This window comes from Streptomyces triculaminicus, assembly GCF_017349075.1.
Taxonomy (GTDB): domain Bacteria; phylum Actinomycetota; class Actinomycetes; order Streptomycetales; family Streptomycetaceae; genus Streptomyces; species Streptomyces triculaminicus.
Genome location: NZ_JAFMOF010000002.1, coordinates 1,049,558 through 1,071,947 on the forward strand (window position 1 = coordinate 1,049,558; position 22,390 = coordinate 1,071,947).

General features: G+C 73.6%; 23 protein-coding genes. 11 read left to right on the forward strand and 12 right to left on the reverse strand.

Annotated elements, in window-relative coordinates; translation table 11 throughout:
* Nucleotides 1-14: 14 nt before the first annotated feature.
* Both J1792_RS14745 and J1792_RS14750 read left to right on the forward strand, forming a co-directional pair.
* Nucleotides 15-605, forward strand: a complete 591-nt coding sequence (locus tag J1792_RS14745) for a nitroreductase family protein (RefSeq protein WP_207247411.1) — start codon at nt 15-17, stop codon at nt 603-605.
* A complete protein-coding gene (locus J1792_RS14750; protein WP_207247412.1) occupies nt 602-1,903 on the forward strand; it encodes a cation:proton antiporter in 1,302 nt (433 codons plus the stop codon). Before J1792_RS14745 ends, J1792_RS14750 begins: the two co-directional genes overlap by 4 nt.
* A gap of 26 nt (nt 1,904-1,929) precedes the next feature.
* Here the strand turns inward: J1792_RS14750 and J1792_RS14755 are convergent, their stop codons facing one another.
* A complete protein-coding gene (locus tag J1792_RS14755; protein ID WP_086570715.1) occupies nt 1,930-2,952 on the reverse strand; it encodes a zinc-dependent alcohol dehydrogenase family protein in 1,023 nt (340 codons plus the stop codon).
* A 397-nt stretch (nt 2,953-3,349) separates the two neighbouring features.
* On the opposite strand from J1792_RS14755, the gene J1792_RS14760 reads away from it, so the two are divergent.
* Nucleotides 3,350-4,222: a universal stress protein gene (locus J1792_RS14760; RefSeq protein WP_086570717.1), complete on the forward strand. Its 873-nt coding sequence runs from the start codon at nt 3,350-3,352 to the stop codon at nt 4,220-4,222.
* Between the two features lie 36 nt (nt 4,223-4,258).
* On the opposite strand, the gene gad is transcribed toward J1792_RS14760, so the two are convergent.
* Nucleotides 4,259-5,674, reverse strand: coding sequence for a glutamate decarboxylase (gad, locus tag J1792_RS14765; RefSeq protein ID WP_086570718.1), 1,416 nt, complete (start codon nt 5,672-5,674; stop codon nt 4,259-4,261).
* A 188-nt stretch (nt 5,675-5,862) separates the two neighbouring features.
* On the opposite strand from gad, the gene J1792_RS14770 reads away from it, so the two are divergent.
* Nucleotides 5,863-7,293 (forward strand): erythromycin esterase family protein, encoded by a 1,431-nt coding sequence (locus J1792_RS14770; protein WP_086570751.1) that lies wholly within the window; start codon nt 5,863-5,865, stop codon nt 7,291-7,293.
* Between the two features lie 82 nt (nt 7,294-7,375).
* On the opposite strand, the gene J1792_RS14775 is transcribed toward J1792_RS14770, so the two are convergent.
* The 8 genes from J1792_RS14775 to J1792_RS14810 all read right to left on the reverse strand — a co-directional run bounded on the left by J1792_RS14775 (nt 7,376) and on the right by J1792_RS14810 (nt 13,723).
* The gene (locus J1792_RS14775; protein ID WP_207247413.1) at nt 7,376-8,017 is read right to left on the reverse strand and encodes a 50S ribosomal protein L25/general stress protein Ctc; all 642 of its coding nucleotides are present in this window, start codon (nt 8,015-8,017) and stop codon (nt 7,376-7,378) included.
* A gap of 116 nt (nt 8,018-8,133) precedes the next feature.
* Nucleotides 8,134-8,988, reverse strand: coding sequence for a geranyl diphosphate 2-C-methyltransferase (locus J1792_RS14780; RefSeq protein WP_086570722.1), 855 nt, complete (start codon nt 8,986-8,988; stop codon nt 8,134-8,136).
* A 170-nt stretch (nt 8,989-9,158) separates the two neighbouring features.
* Nucleotides 9,159-10,676 (reverse strand): hypothetical protein, encoded by a 1,518-nt coding sequence (locus tag J1792_RS14785; protein WP_242645919.1) that lies wholly within the window; start codon nt 10,674-10,676, stop codon nt 9,159-9,161.
* Between the two features lie 84 nt (nt 10,677-10,760).
* The gene (locus tag J1792_RS14790; RefSeq protein ID WP_207247414.1) at nt 10,761-11,450 is read right to left on the reverse strand and encodes a hypothetical protein; all 690 of its coding nucleotides are present in this window, start codon (nt 11,448-11,450) and stop codon (nt 10,761-10,763) included.
* Nucleotides 11,451-11,616: 166 nt separating this feature from the next.
* The gene (locus J1792_RS14795) at nt 11,617-11,991 is read right to left on the reverse strand and encodes a hypothetical protein (protein ID WP_086570725.1); all 375 of its coding nucleotides are present in this window, start codon (nt 11,989-11,991) and stop codon (nt 11,617-11,619) included.
* A 79-nt stretch (nt 11,992-12,070) separates the two neighbouring features.
* Nucleotides 12,071-12,463: a roadblock/LC7 domain-containing protein gene (locus J1792_RS14800; protein ID WP_372446107.1), complete on the reverse strand. Its 393-nt coding sequence runs from the start codon at nt 12,461-12,463 to the stop codon at nt 12,071-12,073.
* Between the two features lie 97 nt (nt 12,464-12,560).
* Entirely contained in the window at nt 12,561-13,376 is an 816-nt protein-coding gene (locus J1792_RS14805; RefSeq protein ID WP_207247415.1) for a transcriptional regulator, read from the reverse strand.
* Complete coding sequence (locus J1792_RS14810; RefSeq protein ID WP_242645920.1) at nt 13,373-13,723, reverse strand: hypothetical protein; 351 nt, start codon at nt 13,721-13,723, stop codon at nt 13,373-13,375. The genes J1792_RS14805 and J1792_RS14810 overlap by 4 nt, the downstream gene beginning before the upstream one ends.
* A 328-nt stretch (nt 13,724-14,051) precedes the next feature.
* On the opposite strand from J1792_RS14810, the gene J1792_RS14815 reads away from it, so the two are divergent.
* The 3 genes from J1792_RS14815 to J1792_RS14825 all read left to right on the forward strand — a co-directional run bounded on the left by J1792_RS14815 (nt 14,052) and on the right by J1792_RS14825 (nt 16,378).
* Entirely contained in the window at nt 14,052-15,275 is a 1,224-nt protein-coding gene (locus J1792_RS14815; protein WP_086570732.1) for a DUF418 domain-containing protein, read from the forward strand.
* A gap of 166 nt (nt 15,276-15,441) precedes the next feature.
* Nucleotides 15,442-16,182 carry a hypothetical protein gene (locus J1792_RS14820; protein ID WP_086570734.1) on the forward strand — a complete coding sequence of 247 codons (741 nt, stop codon included), beginning with the start codon at nt 15,442-15,444 and terminating at the stop codon, nt 16,180-16,182.
* Nucleotides 16,183-16,198: 16 nt separating this feature from the next.
* Entirely contained in the window at nt 16,199-16,378 is a 180-nt protein-coding gene (locus J1792_RS14825; protein ID WP_086570736.1) for a hypothetical protein, read from the forward strand.
* 186 nt (nt 16,379-16,564) lie between these two features.
* Here the strand turns inward: J1792_RS14825 and J1792_RS14830 are convergent, their stop codons facing one another.
* On the reverse strand, nt 16,565-17,746 hold the full coding sequence (locus J1792_RS14830; protein ID WP_086570738.1) for a glycine C-acetyltransferase: 1,182 nt from the start codon (nt 17,744-17,746) through the stop codon (nt 16,565-16,567).
* A 34-nt stretch (nt 17,747-17,780) separates the two neighbouring features.
* On the reverse strand, nt 17,781-18,821 hold the full coding sequence (gene tdh / locus J1792_RS14835) for an L-threonine 3-dehydrogenase (RefSeq protein WP_086570740.1): 1,041 nt from the start codon (nt 18,819-18,821) through the stop codon (nt 17,781-17,783).
* Nucleotides 18,822-18,916: 95 nt separating this feature from the next.
* Here tdh and J1792_RS14840 point away from each other — a divergent pair, with 95 nt between their 5' ends.
* The 4 genes from J1792_RS14840 to J1792_RS14855 all read left to right on the forward strand — a co-directional run bounded on the left by J1792_RS14840 (nt 18,917) and on the right by J1792_RS14855 (nt 22,387).
* Complete coding sequence (locus tag J1792_RS14840; protein ID WP_086570742.1) at nt 18,917-19,831, forward strand: LysR family transcriptional regulator; 915 nt, start codon at nt 18,917-18,919, stop codon at nt 19,829-19,831.
* A gap of 142 nt (nt 19,832-19,973) precedes the next feature.
* Entirely contained in the window at nt 19,974-20,300 is a 327-nt protein-coding gene (locus J1792_RS14845) for a putative quinol monooxygenase (RefSeq protein WP_086570744.1), read from the forward strand.
* 108 nt (nt 20,301-20,408) lie between these two features.
* Nucleotides 20,409-21,125 (forward strand): L,D-transpeptidase, encoded by a 717-nt coding sequence (locus tag J1792_RS14850; RefSeq protein ID WP_207247417.1) that lies wholly within the window; start codon nt 20,409-20,411, stop codon nt 21,123-21,125.
* Between the two features lie 197 nt (nt 21,126-21,322).
* A complete protein-coding gene (locus tag J1792_RS14855; protein WP_086570745.1) occupies nt 21,323-22,387 on the forward strand; it encodes a choice-of-anchor A family protein in 1,065 nt (354 codons plus the stop codon).
* Nucleotides 22,388-22,390: the final 3 nt, after the last annotated feature.

A 22,390-nucleotide genomic window follows, 5' to 3' on the forward strand; every position in this document is an offset into this window, starting at 1 on the left:
GAACCCCAGGACCCATGGACGTCATGACCGCGATCACCACCCGCAGGAGCGAGAGGGTACTCACCGACCCGGCGCCGAGCGACGAGGAGTTCCACTACCTGCTGCGTGGCGCGGCCACCGCGCCCGATCACGGAAGGCTGCGCCCCTGGCGCTGGATCCTGGTGCGCGGCGAGGCGCGCGCCGCCCTGGCCCGCACGCTGACCCCCAAGGCACCGCAGGCCGCCGGGAAGGGGGTGCGCGGCCGTCAGGAGCCGCCGCTGCGGGCGCTGCTGGTCTTCGCCCCGCTTCCCGGGCACCGGATTCCCGATTGGGAACAGCTCGCCGCCAGTTGCTCCATGACGCACGCGCTGATGATGCTGCTCCACGCCCGCGGCTATGGCAGCATCTGGCGCACCGGCCGGCTGTGCACCAGCCCCGGCCTCCGCGGCCTGTTGCACATGGCCGACGGTGAACGATTACTGGGCTCCCTGGACATCGGTACGTCCCCCAAGGGCCCCCGGCAGCGCAGGCCGCTTCCCGACGTCTCGGACCGGGTCTCCGTCCTGGAGACCGTGACCGCGGCGGGGGCGGCGCGTGGTCTCCGGGAAGCCGTCGGCGCGGAATGAGCGGCGGACTCCTCGCCGAGGCGGGAACCCTGCTGGGTGCGGCCCTGGTCCTCGGGCGGCTGGCCGTACGCGTCGGGATGCCGCCCGTGGTCGGCGAACTGTGCGCGGGGATCCTGCTGGGGCCCTCGGTGCTCGGCCACATCGTCCCCTCCCTGTCGTCCTGGCTGCCGGACGCGGCCGCGCCCCAAGGCCCCCTGAACCCGCTCGGGCTGCTCGGCGTCGTGCTCCTGGTGGGCATGACGGGTATCGAGATCGACATCAAGGCGCTGCGTCGCAGGAGAGTGGCGACCCTGGCCGTGGGCACCACCGGACTGCTGGTGCCGCTGGGGCTCGGGGTGGCGGCGGGATTCATGCTGCCGTCGTCGCTGGTCGCGGCGGGAAGCAGGCAGCCGGTGTTCGCCGCGTTCCTCGGGGTGGCCCTGTGCGTCAGCGCCATCCCGGTCATCGCCAAGATCCTCGCCGACATGCGGCTGCTCCACCGCACCATGGGGCAGCTCATCCTCGGAGCCGGCATGGTCGACGACGCCATCGGCTGGCTCCTGCTGTCGGTGGTGTCGGCCATGGCCACCAGCCGGCCGCAGGCCGGTCATGTCCTCATGTCCGTGGGGGCCATGGCGGCCGTGGTGATCCTGGCGCTGGCCGTCGCCCGGCCCCTGGTGCGCCGTGCGCTGGACCTGGCGGGGCGGTCCCAGGAGGCCGCGCCGACGATCGCCGTGGCCACGGTGATCCTCATGCTGGGCGCCGCCGCCACGCAGGCGCTCGGCCTCGAGCCCATGCTCGGGGCGTTCATCGGCGGCGTCCTCATCGGTTCCGGGAGCAACGTCGACCTCAGGAGACTGGCCCCGCTCCGGGCGGTCGTCATGGCGGTCTTCGCCCCGCTGTTCTTCGCCACCGCGGGCCTGCACATCGACCTCGCCGCCCTGGCCCATCCGATCGTGGCGTCCGCCGCGCTGGTGGTGCTGGCGGTCGCCGTCGTCGGCAAGTTCGCCGGAGCGTTCCTCGGGGCGCTCGTCGCCAGGCTCGGCGTGTGGGAAGCGCTGGCCATGGGGGCGGGGATGAACGCGCGCGGCGTCATCCAGATCGTCGTCGCGACGGCGGGCCTGCGCCTGGGCGTGCTGACCCCGGCCACCTACACCATCATCGTCCTGGTGGCGGTGGTGACCTCGGTGATGGCCCCGCCCGTCCTGCGCGTCGCGATGCGCAGGATCGAACAGACCGAGGAGGAGGAACTGCGCCGCCGCGACCTCGCCGCGTTCTCCGAGCCGAGCCTGGAAGGCCGGCCTGAACCACGGCAGTGACCTCCCGGCCACCGCAGTCCCTGGCGTCAGTGGTCCGCCACCAGCACCGCCGCCCCCGTGACGTGGCCGCCCGCCAGATCCGCGAGGGCCTCGTCGGCCCGGCTCATGCGGTACGGCCGCACATGGACGACCGGGGGGTGCCGGGCCGCCTCCGCGAGGTAGGCCCGGCCGTCCGCCCGGGTGTTGGCGGTGACGCTGCGCACGGTGCGTTCCTGGAACAGATGCCGCCGGTACGTCAGGGCCGGGATGTCGGTGAGGTGGATGCCGGCCACCGCGAGGGTGCCGCCGCGGTCGAGTGCCTCGAGCGCCACCGGCACGAGGTCGCCGACGGGGGCGAAGAGGATGGCCGCGTCGAGGGGTTCGGGCGGTGCGTCGCGGGCGTCGCCCGCCGAGGCCGCGCCGAGTTCCAGGGCCAGGTGCCGGGCCCGCTCGCCGCGGGTGAGCACATGGACGGTGGCGCCCCGGGCCGTGGCCAGCTGGGCGGTCAGGTGGGCGGAGGCGCCGAAGCCGTAGAGGCCGAGCCTGCCGCCGGGCGGCAGCTGGGCCCGCTCCAGCGCCCGGTAGCCGATGATGCCCGCGCACAGCAGCGGCGCGAGTTCCTCGTCCGCCGGGCCCTCCGGCAGCCGGTAGACGAAGCGGGCGTCGGCCACCGTGTGGTCCGCGTAGCCGCCGTGGACGTCCCAGCCGGTGTAGCGGGAGGCGGGGCACAGGTTCTCCCGGCCGGCCAGGCAGTACCGGCAGCCGCCGCAGGTCGTCGCGAGCCAGGCGGCGCCGACCCGGTCGCCGGGCGCGAAGCCCTGGGCGTCGGGCCCGCACGCCACCACCCGGCCCACGATCTCGTGGCCCGGGGTGCAGCGCGGCAGGCGCGGCGGCAGGTCGCCCTCCGCGAGGTGCAGGTCCGTACGGCACACGCCGCACGCGCGCACCTCGAGCAGCAGTTCCGTGCCGGCCGGCGTGCCCGGGGCGCGGTGCACGCGGCGCAGCGGGTGCTCGGCGGCCGGAGCCGGGTGGTCGACCACCCAGGCCGTGCCGGCCTCACGCGTGGTCATCGCGCTCACCTCCGCTCGCTTTCTCCACCGTGCGCCGGGCGAGGGCGCGGGGCAACGCGCGGGGCCGCAGAGCACGGGTGCGACCCCAGGAGACGCACGTGGGGGAAGCGAGAAAGGGGCCGGGCGTCCCCCTACGGGAGACCGCCCGGCCCCTGCGCGGGCCGCCCGCCCGCCGTGAGACTGGGAGCAGCCCGGCCGGACACCCGTCCCGCGCCCGTCCCCGGCCGGGCTCCCGCCGGGCCGTCCGGGGCCGTGAGCGGCCGGAACGCCCGGGGTGCACTCCGGTGGCCCGGCGGGGTACGACGTGCCGGGCCGACACTGGAAGCATCACCTTCCCCGGCCCCGGCAGGGACCGGGCCCGGGGGAGGAGGGGCCGGCACGGACGGAGGCGGTCGCGATGGAGCCCGTACCCATCACCGCGGGGCTGGACGGCTCGGCCGAGAGCCTGGCCGCCGCCCACTGGGCCGCGGCGGAGGCGGCCCGGCGCGGGCTTCCCCTGAGCCTGCTCCACGCCTGGATCCTCCATGTCCCCGAGCCCGCGGACGTCCCGCCCGAGCGGGACCGCGACTACTGGGCGAAGCGCATCGTGCACGCCGCGCACGCCGAGGTCCGCGCCCGTTTCCCGGCCCTGGAGGTCACCGAGGACATCGTCGGGGACGAACCCGTCGCGGCCCTGCTGACGGCGGCGGAGGCCTCGGTCATGGTCGTCCTCGGCTCGCGCGGCCTGGACCGCCTCGAGAGCTTCTTCCTCGGCGACGTAGGCCTCCACGTCGCCGGGCGGGCCGAGCGGCCGGTGGTGCTCGTACGGAAGGGCATGGGATCGCGCGTCCCCCCGGCCGCCGACGGCGGGGGCGTCGTCCTGGGTCTGGGGCTGCGCCGCCCGGCGCACGACCTGCTCGACTTCGCGTTCGACGCCGCGGCGGCGCGCGGGGCGCCCCTGCGCGTGCTGCACGGCAGGCCGCTGCCCGTCCAGGCGTACGCGCCCTGGGGCGTCGACCCCGAGGTCGCCCAGGAGATCACCGAGCACGCGGAGCTGGAGATCGGGCAGGCGCTGCGGCCGTGGCGCGAGAGGCACCCGGACGTCACCGTGGTCGACGCCGTCAGCCTGGAGAGCCCCGCCAAGGCCGTCGTCCGCGCGGCGGAGGGCGCCGACCTCCTGGTCGTCGGCCGCCGCCGGCACCGCCCGGCGCTCGTCCCCCGCCTCAGCGCGGTGGCCCAGGCGTGCGTGCACCACGCCCCCTGCCCGGTCGCGGTGGTGCCGCACGACTGAGACGACCGTCGGCGGCCCGGCGGCTCGGCCCGTCGGTCAGTGGTGGAACGCCGTCGCCTGCCACTCCGGCCGGTCCAGCGGGCCTGACTGCTGCCGCAACTCGGGCAGCAGGGCCGTGAGATCGGCCAGCAGCAGGTCCGCGAGGTCGAGGGAGAAGCCGTTGCGGCAGACGATCCGCAGGACCGACAGGTCCTCCCGGTTCGGCGGGAAGGTGTAGGCGGGCACCAGCCAGCCGCGCTCGCGCAGCCGGCGCGAGACGTCGAAGACGTCGAAGCTCGTCACGCCCTCGGCCGTGGTGAAGGCGAACACCGGCAGCTGGTCGCCCTGCGTCAGCAGCCGGAAGTCGCCCAGGGCGCCGATGCGTTCGGAGAGGTGAAGGGCCACGTCGCGGGTGGTGCGCTGCACGGCCTTGAAGCCCTCGCGGCCCAGGCGCAGGAAGGTGTAGTACTGCGCCGCCACCTGGGCGCCGGGGCGCGAGAAGTTCAGGGCGAACGTCGGCATGTCGCCGCCCAGGTAGTTGACGCGGAAGACCAGCTCCTCCGGCAGCGCCGCCCGGTCCCGCCACAGCGCCCAGCCCACACCGGGGTAGACCAGGCCGTACTTGTGCCCGGAGGTGTTGATGGAGGCCACGCGCGGCAGCCGGAAGTCCCACACCAGGTCCTCGTCGAGGAACGGCGCGACCATCGCGCCGGAGGCGCCGTCCACATGGACCGGGACGTCCAGGCCGGTGCGCTCCTGAAGGGCGTCCAGGGCCGCGCAGACCTCGGCGACCGGCTCGTAGGACCCGTCGAAGGTGGAGCCGAGGACGGTGACGACGCCGATGGTGTTCTCGTCGCACAGGCCGGCGGCGGCCTCCGGGTCGAGGTGGAAGCGGTCGCCCTCCAGGGGGACCTGGCGCGCCTCGACCTCCCAGAAGTTGCAGAACTTCTCCCAGCAGACCTGGACGTTCGCGCCCATCACCAGGTTGGGCCGGACGCCGGCTGCGGGGTGGCGATCGGCGTTGGCGAGCGCCCAGCGGCGCTTGAGGGCCATGCCCGCCAGCATGCAGGCCTCGCTCGAGCCGGTGGTCGAACAGCCGACGGCGGCGGCCGGGTCGGGGGCGTGCCACAGGTCGGCGAGCATCGCCACGCAGCGCTGTTCCAGCTCGGCGGTGCGCGGGTACTCGTCCTTGTCGATCATGTTCTTGTCGGCGCACTCGGCCAGCAGCACCGCCGCCTGCGGTTCCATCCAGGTGGTGACGAACGTGGCGAGATTGAGCCGGGCGTTGCCGTCGAGCATCAGCTCGTCGTGGACGAACTGATAGGCGGTGCGCGGCGGCATCGGCCCGTCGGGCAGGCAATGCCGCGGCGGCTCGGCCGTCATGGCCCCCAGCGGATCGGCCTCGCCGTAGAAGGGATTGAGCGCGTAGCCGCGCCGGCCGGCCCCGCCGCGCTCGCCCGGGTGCAGTGCCATCACGAACCTCCTCGGGAGGGTGTGCTCCTCCGCCGCGCGTACGCACCACTGTGACCCAGGCCGCCGGGGGCGCCTGGCCAACACGCCGGTGCCGGCGGGGTGGGGCCAGGCGGGGTGGGGACCGCCCCACCCCCTGCCGGGGAGCGCCGGATGGCGGTCGCGGCTGTCCGGCCGGAACCATGAAGGGCATGGCACACAAGGCACCTCACCTCCGGCACCGACACCGCACCTCGTCGGCGCTGACCGCGCTCCTGCTGTGCGCGGGCATCTCCGCGGCCGCGCTCGCGCAACCGGCCGGCGCGCAACCGGCCGCCGCCTCCGGGGCCGACGCACGGCCGGCCGCGTCCGCGGCGGAGCGGGGCGCCACCGATCCGCTGCCGGCCCTCACCCGCGCCGCGCACCCGCTGCGCACCACCGAACCGGGCGGCGACCTGCGGGACCTGCGGCCGCTGGGGCGCATGGTCGGCGACGCCGGCGTGGTCGGCATGGGCGAGGCCACCCACAGCTCGCACGAGTTCTTCACCAACAAGCACCGCGTCCTGCGCTACCTCGTCGAGGAGAAGGGGTTCACCGCCTTCGCCCTCGAGGCGCCCTGGAGCACCGGTCTGCGCATCGACGACTACGTCGTGCACGGCAAGGGGGATCCGAAGCAGATCATGAAGGAGGAGTTCCAGCGCGACTACAACTTCTGGAACACCCGGGAGTACCTGGACCTCATCCAGTGGATGCGCCAGTACAACATCCATCACGAGAAGAAGGTCCACTTCATCGGCGACGACATCGGCTACGGCGGACCGCGGCTCTACGACGACGTCACCGGCTACGTCGCCCGCAACCACCCCGGCCTGCGGGCCCGCTTCGCGGAGCTCTACCGGGGGCTGCGCCCGGCGGACGGCACCGGCGTCGGGGAGCACATGCGCGGCTGTCTGCAAAAGCCCCTGGCCGAGCGGAAGGACATGGCCGACCGGGCCCGCCGGGCGCTCGAGCTGCTGAGCAAGCAGCGACCGGGCGCCGACCGGGCGGAGTTCGACCTCGTCGTCCAGAACGCCCGCAACATCGCGCAGGTCGCCGGCCAGTACGCGTACGACCTGAACGACACCGCCGACGTCACCCGCGCCATGCTCTACCGCGACGAGCAGATGGCCGCCAACGTCGCCTGGTGGCGGGAGCACACGGGCGGCAAGGTCCTGCTCTCCGCGCACAACGCGCACGTGGCCTACCGGAGCGACGACGAGAGGTACCCCAAGGTGCAGGGCGCCTTCCTGAGGGACCGGCTCGGCAAGGACTACGTCAACGTCCGGCTGACGTTCGACGCCGGTTCGTTCAACGCCACGACCGACCCGGAGGAGACGAAGATCGAGGTCTGCACGGTCGGCCCCGCCGACCCCGGCAGCAACGAACACACCCTGGACCGGGTGCCGTACCGCGACTACGTCCTCGACATGCGCACCGCCCCCGCCGCGGCCCGCGCCTGGCTGAACGTGGCCCGGCCGACCCGCAACATCGGCACGGCCTATCCCGAGCCGCTGTACACGACGGCGCTCGCGCCCTCGTACGACATCCTCATCCACCTGCACCGCGTCACGGCGGCCGAGCTGCTGCCCGCCGCGACCTCCTGACGTCGCGACGCCGCCCCGGCCCGGAGCCGGGGCGGCGTCGCGGCTCCTCGCACGGGGAGGAGCCGTCGGGGCCGAGGGAGCGTCAGCCCTCGGCGCCCTCCTCGGCGGGCGCCGCCTGCTCGCCCTCCGCGGGGGCCGCCTCCGCGCCTTCTTCCTCCTCTTCCGCCTCCTCCTCGACCGGTTCGGTCTGGGCGGTGACGACCTGCAGGAGGGCGGTGCTGCCGTCGACCGCGAGGGAGCAGCCGCGCGGCAGGTCGATGTCCTCGGCGCGTACGGTGTGACCGGCCTCGAGGCCCTCGATGGAGACGGTGAACCCCTCGGGGATGTGCGTCGCCTCGGCCTCGATGGGCACCGCGTTGAGCATGTGTTCGAGCAGGTTTCCGCCGGGTGCGAGTTCGCCCTCGGTGTGCACGGGCACCTCCACGGTGACCTTCTCGCCCTTCTTCACGGCGAGGAAGTCCACATGGATGAGGAAGCCCTTGAGCGGGTCGCGCTGGACGGCCTTGGGGATGACGAGCTCGCCCTTGCCCTCGATGTCCAGGCGGAGGAGGACGTTCGGCGTCTTGAGGGCCATCATCAGCGCGTGGCCGTCGAGCGCCACGTGTTTCGGCTCGGCGCCGTGGCCGTAGATGACGCCGGGAACCCTGTTCTCCCGGCGGGTGCGGCGCGCAGCACCCTTGCCGAAGTCGGTACGCTTACTGGCATTCAGCTTTACCTCGGCCATGACGGCACTCCTTCGGATGTCGGACGATTCCGCGTGAGTGTATCCAGCCCGGGAAGCCGGACAACCCGTCCGTACTCCGTTCGGCCCAGCCGTCATGTCGCGGGCGGCGCCCGGCCCTAGACCCTGTCGGCGGCGATGAGCAGGTACTGGAAGCCGCCCTCGGCGTACGCGGTCAGGAAGGCCTCCTCGATCCCGGTGCGTACGGGCGAGTGGGCGCGCAGCTCCCAGTAGGGGATCGCCTGCGGGGTGAGGTCGACGACCTCGGCGGGGGCGAGGCCGCTCGCGGCCAGCGCCTGGAAGTAGTCGCCGCGGGAGTGGACGCCGCAGATGTAGTGGTGGTCGATGCGGGCCACGGCGGGCGAGCGCCGGCCGTGGGCGTCGTTGGCGCAGCCGGTGACGCACACATAGCGGCCGCCGAGGGGCAGCAGCCGGGAGAACTCACTGAACAGCGCGGTCAGTTCGACGTACATCGTGGTCTCGTTGGTCCACACGGCCCGGTAGAAGCCGTCGGGAAAGCCGGTGTTGAGCATGTTGCGGTGGTGGAAGCACACCTGGCCCCGGCAACCCCGCTCTAGGGACTGGTGGTTGGAGAAGTCGACCTGGTGGTCGGAGAGGGACACGCCGTCCACGCGGCACCCGAAGCGCTCGTGGGCCATGAAGCTCGTGCCGCCGCGCCCCGATCCGGCGTCCAGCAGCCGGTCCTCGGGCCGGATGTCGCCGAGGCGGTCGAGCAGGGCGTCGGCCTGGGCCGTCTCCAGCCGGTGCAGTTCGTCCACGATGCGCTGGTCGCGGGTCTCGGGCGGCTCGTCGAGCACGGACGGGTCGTAGGGGCCGAGGCCGTAGTGGTGGTGGTAGAGGTCGCCGACCTCGCCGAGGAGCACGTCGGCGCGGCCGTCCCGGCCCGGGGCCCACCAGGGGGCGGCCGCCGGGCGTCCCGAGGGGACGCGCCGTTCCTTCCGGGGGATGTCCATGGTGCTGTCCGCTTTCTCTGCTGCGTCGATGAATTTCCGCTTCGCCCCGGTACCTCCTCCACTGCACACCACCCCGGTGATCCGACGGGAGGCGCACTGTGGGGTGAACAGGCGTACCCGGTGCATTCTGTGAGGACCCTGTGCGCCCGCACGCCCTGGCCGGCCGCCCCTCAGTGCGCGGCGTCGGCCTCGGGGCGCGGCGAGAGGAAGACGCGGAATCCGCCGGCCGCCCCGGGCAGCGGCGGCAGCGGCTGGGAGCGCCAGCCACGGGCGTACGCGGGTACGGGGCGGTCGCCGTCCACCAGCACCGCCACCGGCTGCCGGCGGGCCGTCCCCATCAGCTCCGGCACGGTGATGCTCCCGTCGTGCCCGCTCGTCTGACGGGAGGAGCAGCCCGCCCGGAAGGCGACGCGCACAGCCTCTGAGCCGGTGACGACGCACGGCGGGCGCACACCCTGGCGGCGCAGCGCGGCCACCACACGGTCGATGGCCTCGTGGGCGGCGCCGCTGTGGGCGACGGCTCGCCCGAGGACCTTGTACTGGACCGCGAGGTGCCCGAGCAGGGCCAGGGCGAGGGCCGCCGCGACCGGCACGCGCCACCTCCGGCGGGGGGTCGTGACCAGGGCGGACAGGCACAGCGCCACGGGCAGAGCCAGCAGCGCGTAGGCGGGCAGCAGGAAGCGGGGCGCGGCGTAGTCGATCAGCTGGTACGGGACGGCCAGGCTCAGCCCGACGAGGGCGGGCGGCAGGACGACGGCGAGGCGGCGGGTGCGGGCCGCCACCGCCAGCCCGCCGGCCGCGAGCACCGGCAGGGCGAACCACCAGGCGGCGGTGACGGGGTGACGCCACGGCACGTCGCAGGGCCGGCACAGCGACCGGCCCTCGAGCGCGCGGACGTGGTCGTCCAGGGCGAGGTGGGCTCCCATGCCGCCCTGGATCTCGGCCGCCCGGTGCAGCCGCGCCGCGAGGCCGTCGTAGCGGACGTACGCCTCGATCACCCACTCGGCGCCGCCGAGCGCCGCGCCCGCCACCAGGGCGGCCAGCACGGCGGGGCGCCGCCAGGCCCGTACGCACACCGCGGCGACGGCCAGGGGCGCGACCAGCGCTACCGCGTCGCCCGGCCGCATCAGGGCGGTGCCCGCCACGGCGGCCGCCAGTCCCGGCAGGGCGCGGCGGTCGCCGGGGTCGCGCACGGCGCGCAGGAAGCAGCCCGTGGCGCACAGGGCGCCATAGGCCACCCAGAGGTTGGGCATGGCCAGCGGCCCGTAGAAGAGGGTGATCCACAGGCCGGCGAACAGCGCGCCCGCAGTCGCGAGCACGTGCGGCGGGAGCAGCCGCCGCCAGGTCCACAGGGAGAGCAGCAGCCCGCAGCCGGAGAGCACGGCCAGCCAGATCCGAAGGGCCGTGGTGGAGGCGGTCAGCGCGGCCACCGGAGCGGCGAGGAGGGTGATGCCCCGGGCGCGGGGCGCGCTGAAGAACGCGGCCGGGGCGTGCGGGCCGACCTGGCTGACGTACACCGTCTCGTCCCAGCCGAGGCCCACGTCGGGCACGACCAGGACCAGCTGGGCGACGGTGAAGGCGGCGGCGACGGCCGCGAGCCACGGCAGGGCCGGGGTGTCCGGTCCGCGGCCCGCCGGGATCGCGTCCCGGCGGACCGGGGCGCCGGGAGCGAGGCGTGCTGACCTCATGGGGCCACGATCCGGCGGCCGGGCCCGGCCCGCGACACGGGCCGGGCAGTCGGCCGAACGACCGGGCGCACGCGGGCCGGACGGTCAGCCCAGCAGTGACTGGAGCAGGCCCGTCACCGTGTTGCCGAGGCCTCCGACGACGCTGCCCACCGTGCCGACGAGCGGGTTGACGAGGTTGGTCACGGTGCCGAGCAGGCCGAGCGCGCCGTTCTGGCCGCGGCCCGGGCCGTACTGGTCGCGGAAATGGCCACGGTCGTGCTCGTCGTCGTCGCGGTGGTGCCCGCGGGCGTGGTCGTCCTCGCGGCGGCGGCCGCGGTCGTGGTCGTCGCCGCGGTCGTGCTCCGCGCGGGCCTTGGCGAGGCGGGCCATGGCCGCGACGGCGTCGGTGGTCGCGGTGGCCATCGCGTCGGTGGACGGCCGCTCGGCGCCGGCCTGCCGGGCCAGGCCGGCGCGGGCCCCGCCCAGCTCGCCGAGGTGGCTCTCGACCTTGGCGCAGTACCCGTCCGCCCCCGCTTCCGGTGGCCGTGCGGCCCGGCACCGGGACAGGTCCGCAAGGGCCTGCTTGCCGATGACGTTGTCGTCGATGGCCTTGACGCCGTCACCGGCGGCCTTGCGCAACACCTCGGGGGCCGGCGCGCTGGCGACGCGGGAGCCGGACGAGCCGGGCGGGGGAGAGGCGGGCCCGGCCATGGCCGTGGGACCGGCCACGCCCAGGGCGAGCGCACCGCACACGGCGCCTGAGACGAGAAGGCGGGATCTTCGGGAGGCACTCATGACGTACTCCTTCGAGCGGGGCATCTTCACGATCACCCTGCGACGGGACTGGTGTCCCCGCAATCCGGAGGAGTCTGACCGGGCGCCAGTTGACGTGTAATCAGGTGACGATGCGTCCGGCGGGCGGTTTGTCGACAAGTCAATGATCCCGCCCGCCGGAACGGATTCACACCTCCAGTTCGCTCTCGATGCGCCGCAGCTGGTGGCGGGCCATCGCGAGGTTGGCGCGCTTGGCGTCGAGGGCGAGGTAGAGGAACAGGCCCTGTCCGCCGCGGCCGGTCAGCAGCCTGATCAGGTGGTACTGGCCGCCGAGGGTGATGAGGATGTCCTCGATGGTGTCCTGGATGTTGAGCATCTCCATGGCCCTCAACTTGGCCCGTACGACGTCGGTGTTGCCCGCGGCGGCGACGTTGAGGTCGAGCGACTGGGATCCCCCGAGGGTGCCGAGGGCCATGCCGCTGCCGTAGTCGACGAGGGCCACGCCGATCGCTCCGTCGATCGAGCCCATCGCGTCCTTGAGGGCCGCTTCGGTGTTCGCCATGAGAATTCCGCTTCCGTAGAGGGTTCGGTTTTGTGGTGGTATCGATGTGTCGACGGAATCCGGCCCGGCGGGCCGCCCGTCACAGCCGGCCCGGGCGCTCCAGCGCCGCCCCGGCCAGCTCGGCTATCCGGGCGCCCGTTCTGCGCGCCTCCAGGTTCAGCCGGCCCACGTTGGCGTCGGCCGAGGCCAGCAGGGTCAGCACGCAGGAGTTCCCGGCCGCGTAGGTGGCGACGTAGCCGCCCTCACCGCTGACGATCAGTTCGCGGAAGCCTCCGTGGCCCACGGCGTCCGTCAGCCGCGAGCCGACGCCCAGCGCGGCGGCGGTGAGCGCGGCCACCGGGTCCGCTTCCATGCCGGTGACGAGATGCGCGATCACCAGCCCGTCCGTGCTCGCCACCATCGCACCCGTCAGATGCGGTACCCGGACACGTAACCCCTGGAGCTCGGCGAGCACCTCGGGTGCGGCGGTCATGGACTGCCTCCTTCCGGCGAACTGTCTCAAAGCGCGCCTCATCATGAGATCGGTGGGACCTGACCGGTGCATGGCACGGTCCCGGGGCGGAGAGGGGTCACAGGGCCTCCAAGGCGTCACGGATCCGGTAGAGGAGCGAGACCTCCACGGTGGCGGCCGGTGTGCGGGCCGGCAGCGGCGTACGCGCCTGCGGGCCGGCCCCGGGTCCGGTGTCCGGCGGCGGGGTGCGGACCAGGCCGGCGGCCGCCAGCCGCCGGACGTCGAGGAGGGTGGTGAAGGCCGAGCGGCCCAGCGCGCGGGCGATCTGCACGGGCGTGCGCACCCCGTCGGCCGCCTGAAGGACCGCCCGCCGCCCGCACGTCGGCCCCGCGCCGGGCGCCCCGGCCGGCACGGCTCCGGGAACGGGCACCACCGGGGCGGTGTCCACCTCGGGCCAGGGCCAGGCCCGGCGCAGCAGGTCGCCGCGCCTGCGCAACTCCCGCTGGAGCAGCGGCACGGGCACCGGGCGCACCGGCCCCAGCCAGTGCCGGGCCTCCTTCAGGAAGCGTTCCGGGGCGCGCTGGGAGCTGTCCGGCGGGAACAGCACGAAGAACGCGGCGTCGAAGAGGGCGCTCAGGTGGCACAGCTCCAGCTCGCCGCGGCTGAGCCGGCCGTGCTCGACGAGGAAGCGGCCGGCCCGGTAGTCGGGTCCTCCCTCGGCGACCGCCTCCTCCCAGGCCTCCGCCGACAGCCGGCCGCCCGCCGTCAGCCGCCGGCCGACGTCGGGGACCACGGGGCTCTCGGCGTGCACCACGGCGCCGTCGGCGAGGTAGAGCGCCCCGGCGTGGCCGTGCAGCGCGCCCGTCGCCCCCTCGGCGGCCAGCCGGGCCAGCGGGCTGCTCGCGGGGCCCGTACCCGGGGCGGCGGCGGTCATGCCAGCACCAGCCGGGCCGTCAGATCCTTGAGCCGGAACAGCGCCATGGCGAGATTGGCCTCGGCGCGGTCCAGCCACAGATACAGGAAGACGCTGCTGTCGAAGCCGGTCTCCACGAAGCGCATCAGGTGGTAGCTGCCGCGCGCCGTGACGACCAGGTCCTCCACCGGCCCGGCGTCGCGGCCGGCGCGGGTGAACGCGCCGTTCTCGAAGGCGAGCCTGGCCAGCTCCGCCGCGTCGGCCGCCGCCGCCTCGTGGTCGCCCTCCGGTCCCTCGCCCACCGCCCCCAAGGTGAGCCCGCTGGTCCAGTCCACGAGGCACGCGCCCCGGGCGCCGGGAATGGTCATGGCCTCGGCTAAGCACCCGTCGATACCGGTCACACGATCCTCTCCAGTCGCGCGGCGACAGGGGAGTGCCGCGACGTACGTACGGGTGTCAATCACCGAATGGCGTGCCGTCTGCGACGGAAGGTAATCGAAAAAGGGAGCGTGTGGTGAGGGTTTGGCATTTTCTCCCGTCACATGTGGAGGTCCGCGGCGGCTCTGGATGGCTGAATTCCGCCTGCACTACATCGAAGGATGTAGGCCCGTTTCATCTCTGCATACGAGGTCTTATGCCCTATGCGCGATCGACGATGAAGGGAAACGACCACCAACGATCGCTTCGGAGGTTCTCATGTCGGACACGGTACGGTCGGCTTCCGGAAGCCCGGCCGAGACCCTGGCGAGGGCCGCCCCCGCCGCCCCGGCGGGCAGGCTTCCGCTCCTCGACGTCCTGCGCGGCGCGGCGATCCTCGGCACCCTCATGACCAACGTCTGGATCTTCGCCGGCCCGGGGGCGGAGTGGGGCGTCCTCGACGGCGCCACGGACGGCTCGTCGCTGCGCCATCTGATCTCCGACCCCTCCCTGCCGCGGGCCGCCGAAAGCGTCTTCCGCTTCCTCGCCGACGGCAAGTTCCTGGCCCTGCTCACGGTGCTCTTCGGGGTGGGCCTGGCCATCCAGTTCGGCTCCGCCGCCCGGCGCGGACAGCCCTGGCCCGGCCGCTACCGGTGGCGTGCGCTGTTCCTGTTCGCCGAGGGAACGCTCCACTTCGTCCTGGTCTTCGCCTGGGACGTCCTCATGGGGTACGCGGTCACCGCGCTCCTGGTGGCCTGGCTGCTCACCCGGACCGAACGGTTCCGGCGGGTGGCGATGTGGACGGCGGCCTCGCTGCACCTCGCGTTCATGTCCCTGCTCACGCTGGCGTCGACGGCCTCCTCCGGCTCCGGCGGGGGCGAGGGGACCGCCCGGAACGTGGTGGACCTCTACGCCGACGGCGGCTACCTGGACCAGGTCCTCTTCCGCCTGCGCAACGCCGGCGTCCTGCGCATGGAGCCGGTGCTCTCCTTCGGCCTGCTGGTCTTCCTCTTCCTGCTCGGCGTGCGGCTCTTCCGCGAGGGCGCCTTCGGCTCCGACGTCACCGGGCGGCGCATCCGCGCCCGCCTGCTCGGCTGGGGCCTGGGCCTCGGCCTGCCGCTGAACCTCGCCGCCTCCCTGGCCGGCCCCGACTTCTACCTCCTGAGCCGCTATGTGGCCGCCCCCGTGCTGGCCCTCGGCTACCTCGGGCTCGTCGGCGTGCTGACGGACCGTCTGCGCGGCGGCGGCCTCCTCACGACGGGCCTCACGTCGGTCGGCCGTACCGCGCTGTCCTGCTACGTCACCCAGAACGTGCTGTGCGTCCTCGCCTGCTACGGGCTGGGCCTGGGCCTGGCGGCCCGCCTCGAGGGCAGCGGACCGTGGTGGGTGATGGGCCTGTGGGCCGTGATCTGCCTGCTGCTCATGACCGCCTCGACCCTGTGGCTGCGCCGTTTCTCCACCGGCCCGCTGGAAGCGGTGCAGAAGAGGGTGCTGCGGAGGTGACGACGGTGCCCCGGGGCCCAAGGGGAACCGGAGGCCGGTCCGCTGATACTCAGAACTCTCTCAAATCACTTGTCCCCCTTCCCGACGCCCCTGCAGGATCTCTCCCGTGGGCCGGGAACCCCCAACAGCCCATGAAACACGACCTATTGGGGGACGGGGAGATGAAGTGAACCGTCGTACCGCTGTCAGAGCCATAGCCACCCTGGGTACCGCCGCCGTCCTCGCGGGAGGCACCGCCACCGCCGCCACCGCCGCCACGGGAGGCGGCTCCGCCCCCGCCCGCAGCGCGAAGACGGCCACGCCGGCCGCCTACGTCAAGTACCTCGGCGCCTCTCACGAGGAGGGCGCGGCGCAGACCCTGAAGGAGTTCAAGGGCCTGTCGACCGCCAAGCAGCAGAAGTACCTGGACTACCTCAACGACCCCAAGGCGCTCAAGGCGCTCCTGACGGAGACGTCCCGGCCCGGTGCCGCCGCCCGCTCGACCTCGCTGTACAAGGGTGACGTCGTCCTCGAGGGCAAGCACACGGCCACCTTCCGCCCCGACGCGGTGAACGAGCTGGCGGCCAAGGGCAAGCTGTCCAGGGGCACCTGGGAGACCACGTACACCGCCTCGCAGAAGATCTTCGGCATCACCGTGACCAAGCTGAAGGTGTGGGTGAACTACTACACCGACGGCAACCTGATCCGTCAGGTCAACTTCGCCGACGGTGCCAAGCGGAACTTCAACGCCGCCGTATCCATCTCCATGAGTGTGCCCAAGGCGTGGCAGTCGGGCCCGTACGCCCACGGTTCCGTCAACTGGGAAGGCAGCATCATCTACAAGGGCTTCGGCATCCAGATCGACAAGCGCCAGGAGGTCTGGGCCAATGAGTACGGTTACCAGGGCGGGTACCTGAAGAACATCTGACCTTGAGGGAGGCCGCATGACCCTGTCCGCCAAGACGGTCATCACCGCACTGACCGTGATCCTCGCAGCACTGGTGGCCCTCGCCATCGCCGGAATCGCCCTCTTCGCCTCCGGTGACGACGGCGGCAGCGGCGGCGACCGCAAGATAAGCGGTGCGCCGGTGGTCTCCGTCGTCGGGGAAGGAGCCGCGGCATGACGCAGCTGTCCGCCACTACGCGTCAGAAGGCGACGATCGCGGTGCTGGCCGTTCTGATCGTCCTCATCCTCAACGGCATGGCGCACAACATCACGTGGTGACCGCAGGCATGGCGCCGCGGTGACAGAAGGCCCCCCGCACGGTCGTGCGGGGGGCCTTCGTCGTCCGTACGGGCGGTACGGGCCGTCAGGCGGCGAACTCGTCCCGGACCTCGCGGAACGCGGCCACCGTGCGCAGGACGTCCTCACGGGAGTGCGCGGCGGAGAGCTGGACGCGGATGCGGGCCTTGCCCTGGGGCACGACGGGGTAGGAGAAGGCGATCACGTAGATGCCCTTCTCCAGCAGCGCCGCGGCCATGCGGCCGGCCAGCGCCGCGTCGCCGACCATGACCGGGCTGATCGGGTGCTCGCCGGGCAGGACGTCGAAGCCCGCGGCGGTCATCTCCTTGCGGAACAGCGCGGTGTTCTCCCGCAGCCGCGCCCGGCGGTCGCCGGACTCCGTCAGCAGGTCGAGGACGCGCAGCGAGGCGCCGACGATGGAGGGGGCCAGCGAGTTGGAGAACAGGTACGGGCGCGAGCGCTGGCGCAGCAGCTCGACGATCTCGGCGCGGGCGGCGACGTAGCCGCCGCTGGCGCCGCCGAGCGCCTTGCCGAGGGTGCCGGTGATGATGTCGACCCGCTCGGTCACGCCGAACAGCTCCGGGGTGCCGCGGCCCTCCTCGCCGACGAAGCCGACCGCGTGCGAGTCGTCGACCATCACCAGGGCGCCGTAGCGCTCGGCCAGGTCGCAGATCTCGTCCAGGGGGGCGATGTAGCCGTCCATGGAGAACACGCCGTCGGTGACGATCAGCTTGTGGCGGGCGCCGGAGGCCTCCTTGAGGCAGCGCTCCAGGTCGGCCATGTCGCGGTTGCGGTAGCGGAAGCGGGCCGCCTTCGACAGGCGGATGCCGTCGATGATGCTGGCGTGGTTGAGCTCGTCGGAGATCACCGCGTCCTCGGCGCCGAGCAGCGTCTCGAAGACGCCGCCGTTGGCGTCGAAGCAGGAGCTGTAGAGGATCGTGTCCTCGGTGCCCAGGAACTGCGAGATCCGCCGCTCGAGCTCCTTGTGCGGCGACTGGGTGCCGCAGATGAAGCGCACCGAGGCCATGCCGAAGCCCCACTCGTCCAGCGCCCGCTTGGCGGCGGCGATGACGTCGGGGTGGTCGGCGAGGTCCAGGTAGTTGTTGGAGCAGAAGTTGACGACCCGGCCGTCGCCGACGCTGATGGCGGCGGACTGGGGGCTGGTGATCACGCGCTCGGACTTGTACAGCCCGGCGTCGCGGATGCCCTGCAGCTCATTGCGCAGGTGCTCGCGCATGCTGTCGAACACGGGGACTCTCCTCGTCGTACGGTCGTGGGCGGCGTCAGGGGGCGGTCGGCCGGGTCCAGTCGATGACGACCTTCCCGCACTGGCCGGACCGGGCGGTGGCGAACGCCTCGGCGTGCTGCTCGAAGCCGAAGCGGTGCGTGATCACCGGGGAGATGTCGAGGCCGCTGCGCAGCAGGACGGACATCGCGTACCAGGTCTCGAACATCTCGCGGCCGTAGATGCCGCGCAGGGTCAGCATGCGGGTGACGACGGTGGCCATGTCGATGGTCACGTCGCCGGCGGGCAGGCCGAGGGCGGCGATGCGGCCGCCGGGCGACATGGTGGCGATCATGTCCTGCAGGGCGTCGGCGCGGCCGGACATCTCCATGCCGATGTCGAAGCCCTCGGTCATGTTCAGCTCCGGCATGACGTCGGCGATCCGGCGGCTGCTGACGTCGACGGCGAGGGTGGCGCCCATCTTCTCCGCCAGGGCCAGCCGGTAGGGGCTGACGTCGGTGATCACGGTGGAGCGGGCACCGGCGTGGTTGGCCACGGCCGCGGCCATCATGCCGATGGGGCCGGCGCCGGTGATCAGCACGTCCTCGTTGAGGACGGGGAAGGAGAGGGCGGTGTGCACCGCGTTGCCGAACGGGTCGAATATGGCGGCGACGTCGATGTCGATCTCGTGGCGGTGGACCCAGACGTTCGACTGGGGCAGCACCACGTACTCGGCGAAGGCGCCGTCGGTGTGCACGCCCAGGCCGACGGTGCGGATGCACAGGTGGCGGCGGCCGGCCATGCAGTTGCGGCAGGTGCCGCAGACCAGGTGGCCCTCGCCGCTGACGATGTCGCCCACCGCGACGCCGGTGACGCCGGGGCCGGTCTCGACGACCTCGCCGGCGAACTCGTGACCCAGCACGAGCGGGGCGCGGACCACGCGGGCCGCCCACTCGTCCCAGCTGTCGATGTGCAGGTCCGTACCGCAGATGCCCGTGCGCAGAACCTTGATCAGTACCTGGCCCGCGCCGGCCGTCGGCGTCGGTACCTCGGTCAGCTCAAGACCCGGTCCAGCGGTGGTCTTCACCAATGCCCTCATGAGGGATCACTGTGACGCCTCGGAACTGTGAAGTCCATCAACGTTTTGCGGTACTGCCTGTGAAGCTCCACTTCACGATCTGGGATAGTGGACAAATGATCGACCCCCGCCGGCTGAGGGTGCTGCGCGCCCTCGCCGACCACGGCACCGTCACCGCCGCCGCCCACGCCCTCTACCTCTCGCCCTCGGCGGTCTCCCAGCAGCTCACCGCCCTCGAGACGGAGACCGGGCACACCCTGCTGGAGCGCCGCGGCCGTACGGTCCGGCTCACCGCCGCCGGCAGCGTCCTGGCCCGGCACGCCACCGAGGTCGCCGCCCAGCTCGAGCGGGCCGAGGCCGATCTGGCCCGGTGCTCGACGGGCCTGGCCGGGGACGTGGCCATCGCGGCGTTCGCCACCTCCATCACCGAGGTCGTCGCCCCCGCCGTCGCCGCCCTGCGCGAGCGGGCGCCCCAGGTGCGCGTGCGGGTCAAGGACGCCGAGGGACACACCAGCGCCCGGCTGCTCATGGACGGCGAGGTCGACATCGCCGTGGCCGTGGAACACCGCGACTCCCTCGGCACCATGGACGGGCAACTGCTGCGCACCCCCCTCTACGCGGAGCCCTTCGACGCCGTCCTGCCGCCGGGCCACCGCCTCGCCGACGAGCCGGAGATCGGCCTCGCCGACCTGCGCGAGGAGCCGTGGATCACGCCGTGGCCCGGCAACCCCGTCCACGAGGCCGTCGTGCGCGCCTGCGAGGAGGCGCACTTCCAGCCGCGCGTGGAGTGCCTGTCGGACGACTTCTCCGCCGTGTGCGCCCTGGTGGCCGTCGGTGCGGGCGTCGCCCTGGTGCCCCGCTCCGCGCTGCACGGCATCCGCCCGGCGCTCACCCCGGCCGTCCGTCCGGTGCGCGGCCCCGGCCCCACCCGCCGCGTCTTCACCGCCGTGCGCCGGGGCAGCGAGGGCCACCCCCTCCTGCGGCTGGCGCTCGAGGGCTTGCGCGCCCAGGCCGCCCGGCTCACGACCTGAGGGGCCCGCGGCGTCAGGAGCCGGCCGGTTTTCCGGCAGGGCCGGAATGCGCGGCGCTTCCGCTCGCCCGCCCGGCGCACGGGCGGCAGCATGGTGCCGGTTCCGCCCGGAACACCCCGACCGACGACTCCTGGAGCGCCGCATGATCTTCATCGCCGTCAAGTTCACCATCCGCCCCGAGCGCAGCGCCCGGTGGCTGGAGGACGTCGCGGAGTTCACCCGGGCCACCCGCGAGGAGCCGGGCAACGTCTTCTACGAGTGGTCCAAGAGCGTGGACGACGAGCACCAGTACGTGCTGCTCGAGGCCTTCGAGTCCGCGGAGGCCGGCGCGGTGCACGTGAACTCCGAGCACTTCAAGACCGCCATCGCCTGGATGCCCGACGCCGTCGCCGAGACCCCGCAGATCATCAACGTCGAGGTGCCGGGCACCGGCTGGTCGGCGATGGCGGAGGTCCAGCCGCGCCGGTGACCGGCCGCCCGCGCCCGGCGCCGGGGGTCCCGACACCCACGGGTGAACGGTCCGCCTGTTCGGCCCGCGCGGGATGCCGGTCGCGGCCACGACCGGTAGATGTCGTTCATGAACATCGGACAGGCGGTGCCCCGGGTGGGCCCGGCGCCCCGGCGCACCGCCATCACGGCGGCCCTGCTCGTGGCCGCGTGCGCCGTCCTCGTCCTCCCGGCGACGGGTCACGCCCGCGCGGAGGCGGGATGCCGGGTGGAGACGGGCCCGTACCAGTGGGAGCTCGAGGCGTATCTGGGCCGGCCGCGGAACGGGCGGCAGTCGGCGGCGGACTGCGCCGCCATCGCCGCGTTCCAGCGCGCGGAGGACGTCCGGCCGGCCGACGGGTACGCGGGCCTGGCCACGTACCGCACGATGCTGGTGGCGCAGGCACGGGCGAACCCCAACGCGGCCGGCAGGTGCCCGGTGGACACCGGCCGGACGGCCTGCGTGGACCTCGACCGGCAGCTGATGTGGGTGCAGGAGGGACGCCGGGTCGCCTTCGGGCCCGTGGCCGTGCGCACCGGGCGGGCGGGGCAGACCACGCGCACGGGGCGGTACACGGTGTACGTGAGGAGCAAGGACCACGTCTCCACCCTCTACGCCAACTCCCCCATGCCGTACGCGCAGTTCTTCTCGGGCGGCCAGGCCTTCCACGGCCGGCTGGGCACCCTCTTCGACGGCGGCGGCTCGGCGGGCTGTGTGAACCTCGCCGTCCCCGACGCCCAGCGGCTGTGGGACGTGCTGCGGCTCGGCGACCCGGTGCAGGTGTGGGGCCGCAAACCCGGGACGTGACGTCGGCGGGCGCCGATCGGCTGTCCGGGGCAAGGCCCCGGCGCGTCGGAATATCGGACGAGATGCCCAACGCCATAGTCGGGATCGGTTCGGCGGAAACGTCGACATAGCGATGCGACCAGGCGAGGCACCGTGAACGCAAGCACGTCCGGCCACCCCGGCGCCGCCCCCGCCCGCCACAGCCGCCGAGGGCGGCGGTGAGCGTCGCCTCGGCCGTCGCCCTGGCCGGCGGCCCGGCCGTGCCGGCCGCGGCGGCGCACCTGCCCGGAGGTCTGGGGCCGTGCCGGCCCGGCAGCTGCCCCACCGCCTACCCCGCCGTCGGCGACGGGCCGTTCGCCGGCCGCGACAACAACGTCAACGTCTTCGTCGGCGGCGACTACCGGGTGCGCGGAGCGGCCGCCGGGGCCGAAGGACGCGTGGTCGCCCTCGGCCGCTTCGACGTGCACAAGTCCTCCGGCGGCCCCGGCTACGGCGTGGGCGTGCTGGCCACCGGCTCCCGCGTCCCCCCGGCCGACGGCACGGACTTCCTGACCGCCGGCGGCCCGGTCGCCGTCGCCCCCGGCCAGCACCTGGACGCCGAACGAGGCGTCGTACGGCACGCGGGCCCCGTCAGCGGAACCATCCTCCGGCGCGCCGTGAAGGACGCGGCCGCGGCCGGCCCGTACGCCGCCCTGCGTGACGAGCTGGCGGCCGCCAGCCGCTGCTACGCCCGGGGCCCCGACGGCCGGGGACGCCCGGCCACCGGCACCGCCCGCAACACCGGTTCGGAGACCGTCTTCACCGGCGACGGCACCTCCGCGCTGCAGGTCTTCGACGTCGACTTCGACCTCGTCGGCCCCGGCGGGGGGCCGCAGGGCATCCGCTTCGCCGGCATCCCCACGGCCGCCACCGTCCTGGTCAACCTCAACGGACCCGCCCGGGTCGTCAACACCCACAGCGGCGGCCTGACCGACGACGCCCCGCTCAACCGGCTGCGCGAGCGCCTGCTGTGGAACCTGCCCGACGCCCGGCGCGCCGACTTCCACGGCACGGGACAGTTCCAGGGCAGCGTGCTGGCCGGCGAGCGCTCCGGCGAGTCGACGGTCACCGTGCCGGGCGTCAACGGACGGTTCTTCACCGCCGGCTCGCTGACCCACACCTCCGCCCCGACCGGCGGAGGCGGGCAGGCGTTCCACGCCTACCCCTTCACCGGCGAGCTGCCCGAGTGCGCGAGCGGCCGCCTGGCGAGCCGGTCAGGGGCGAACAGCCCTGCGGACAGGTGAGCG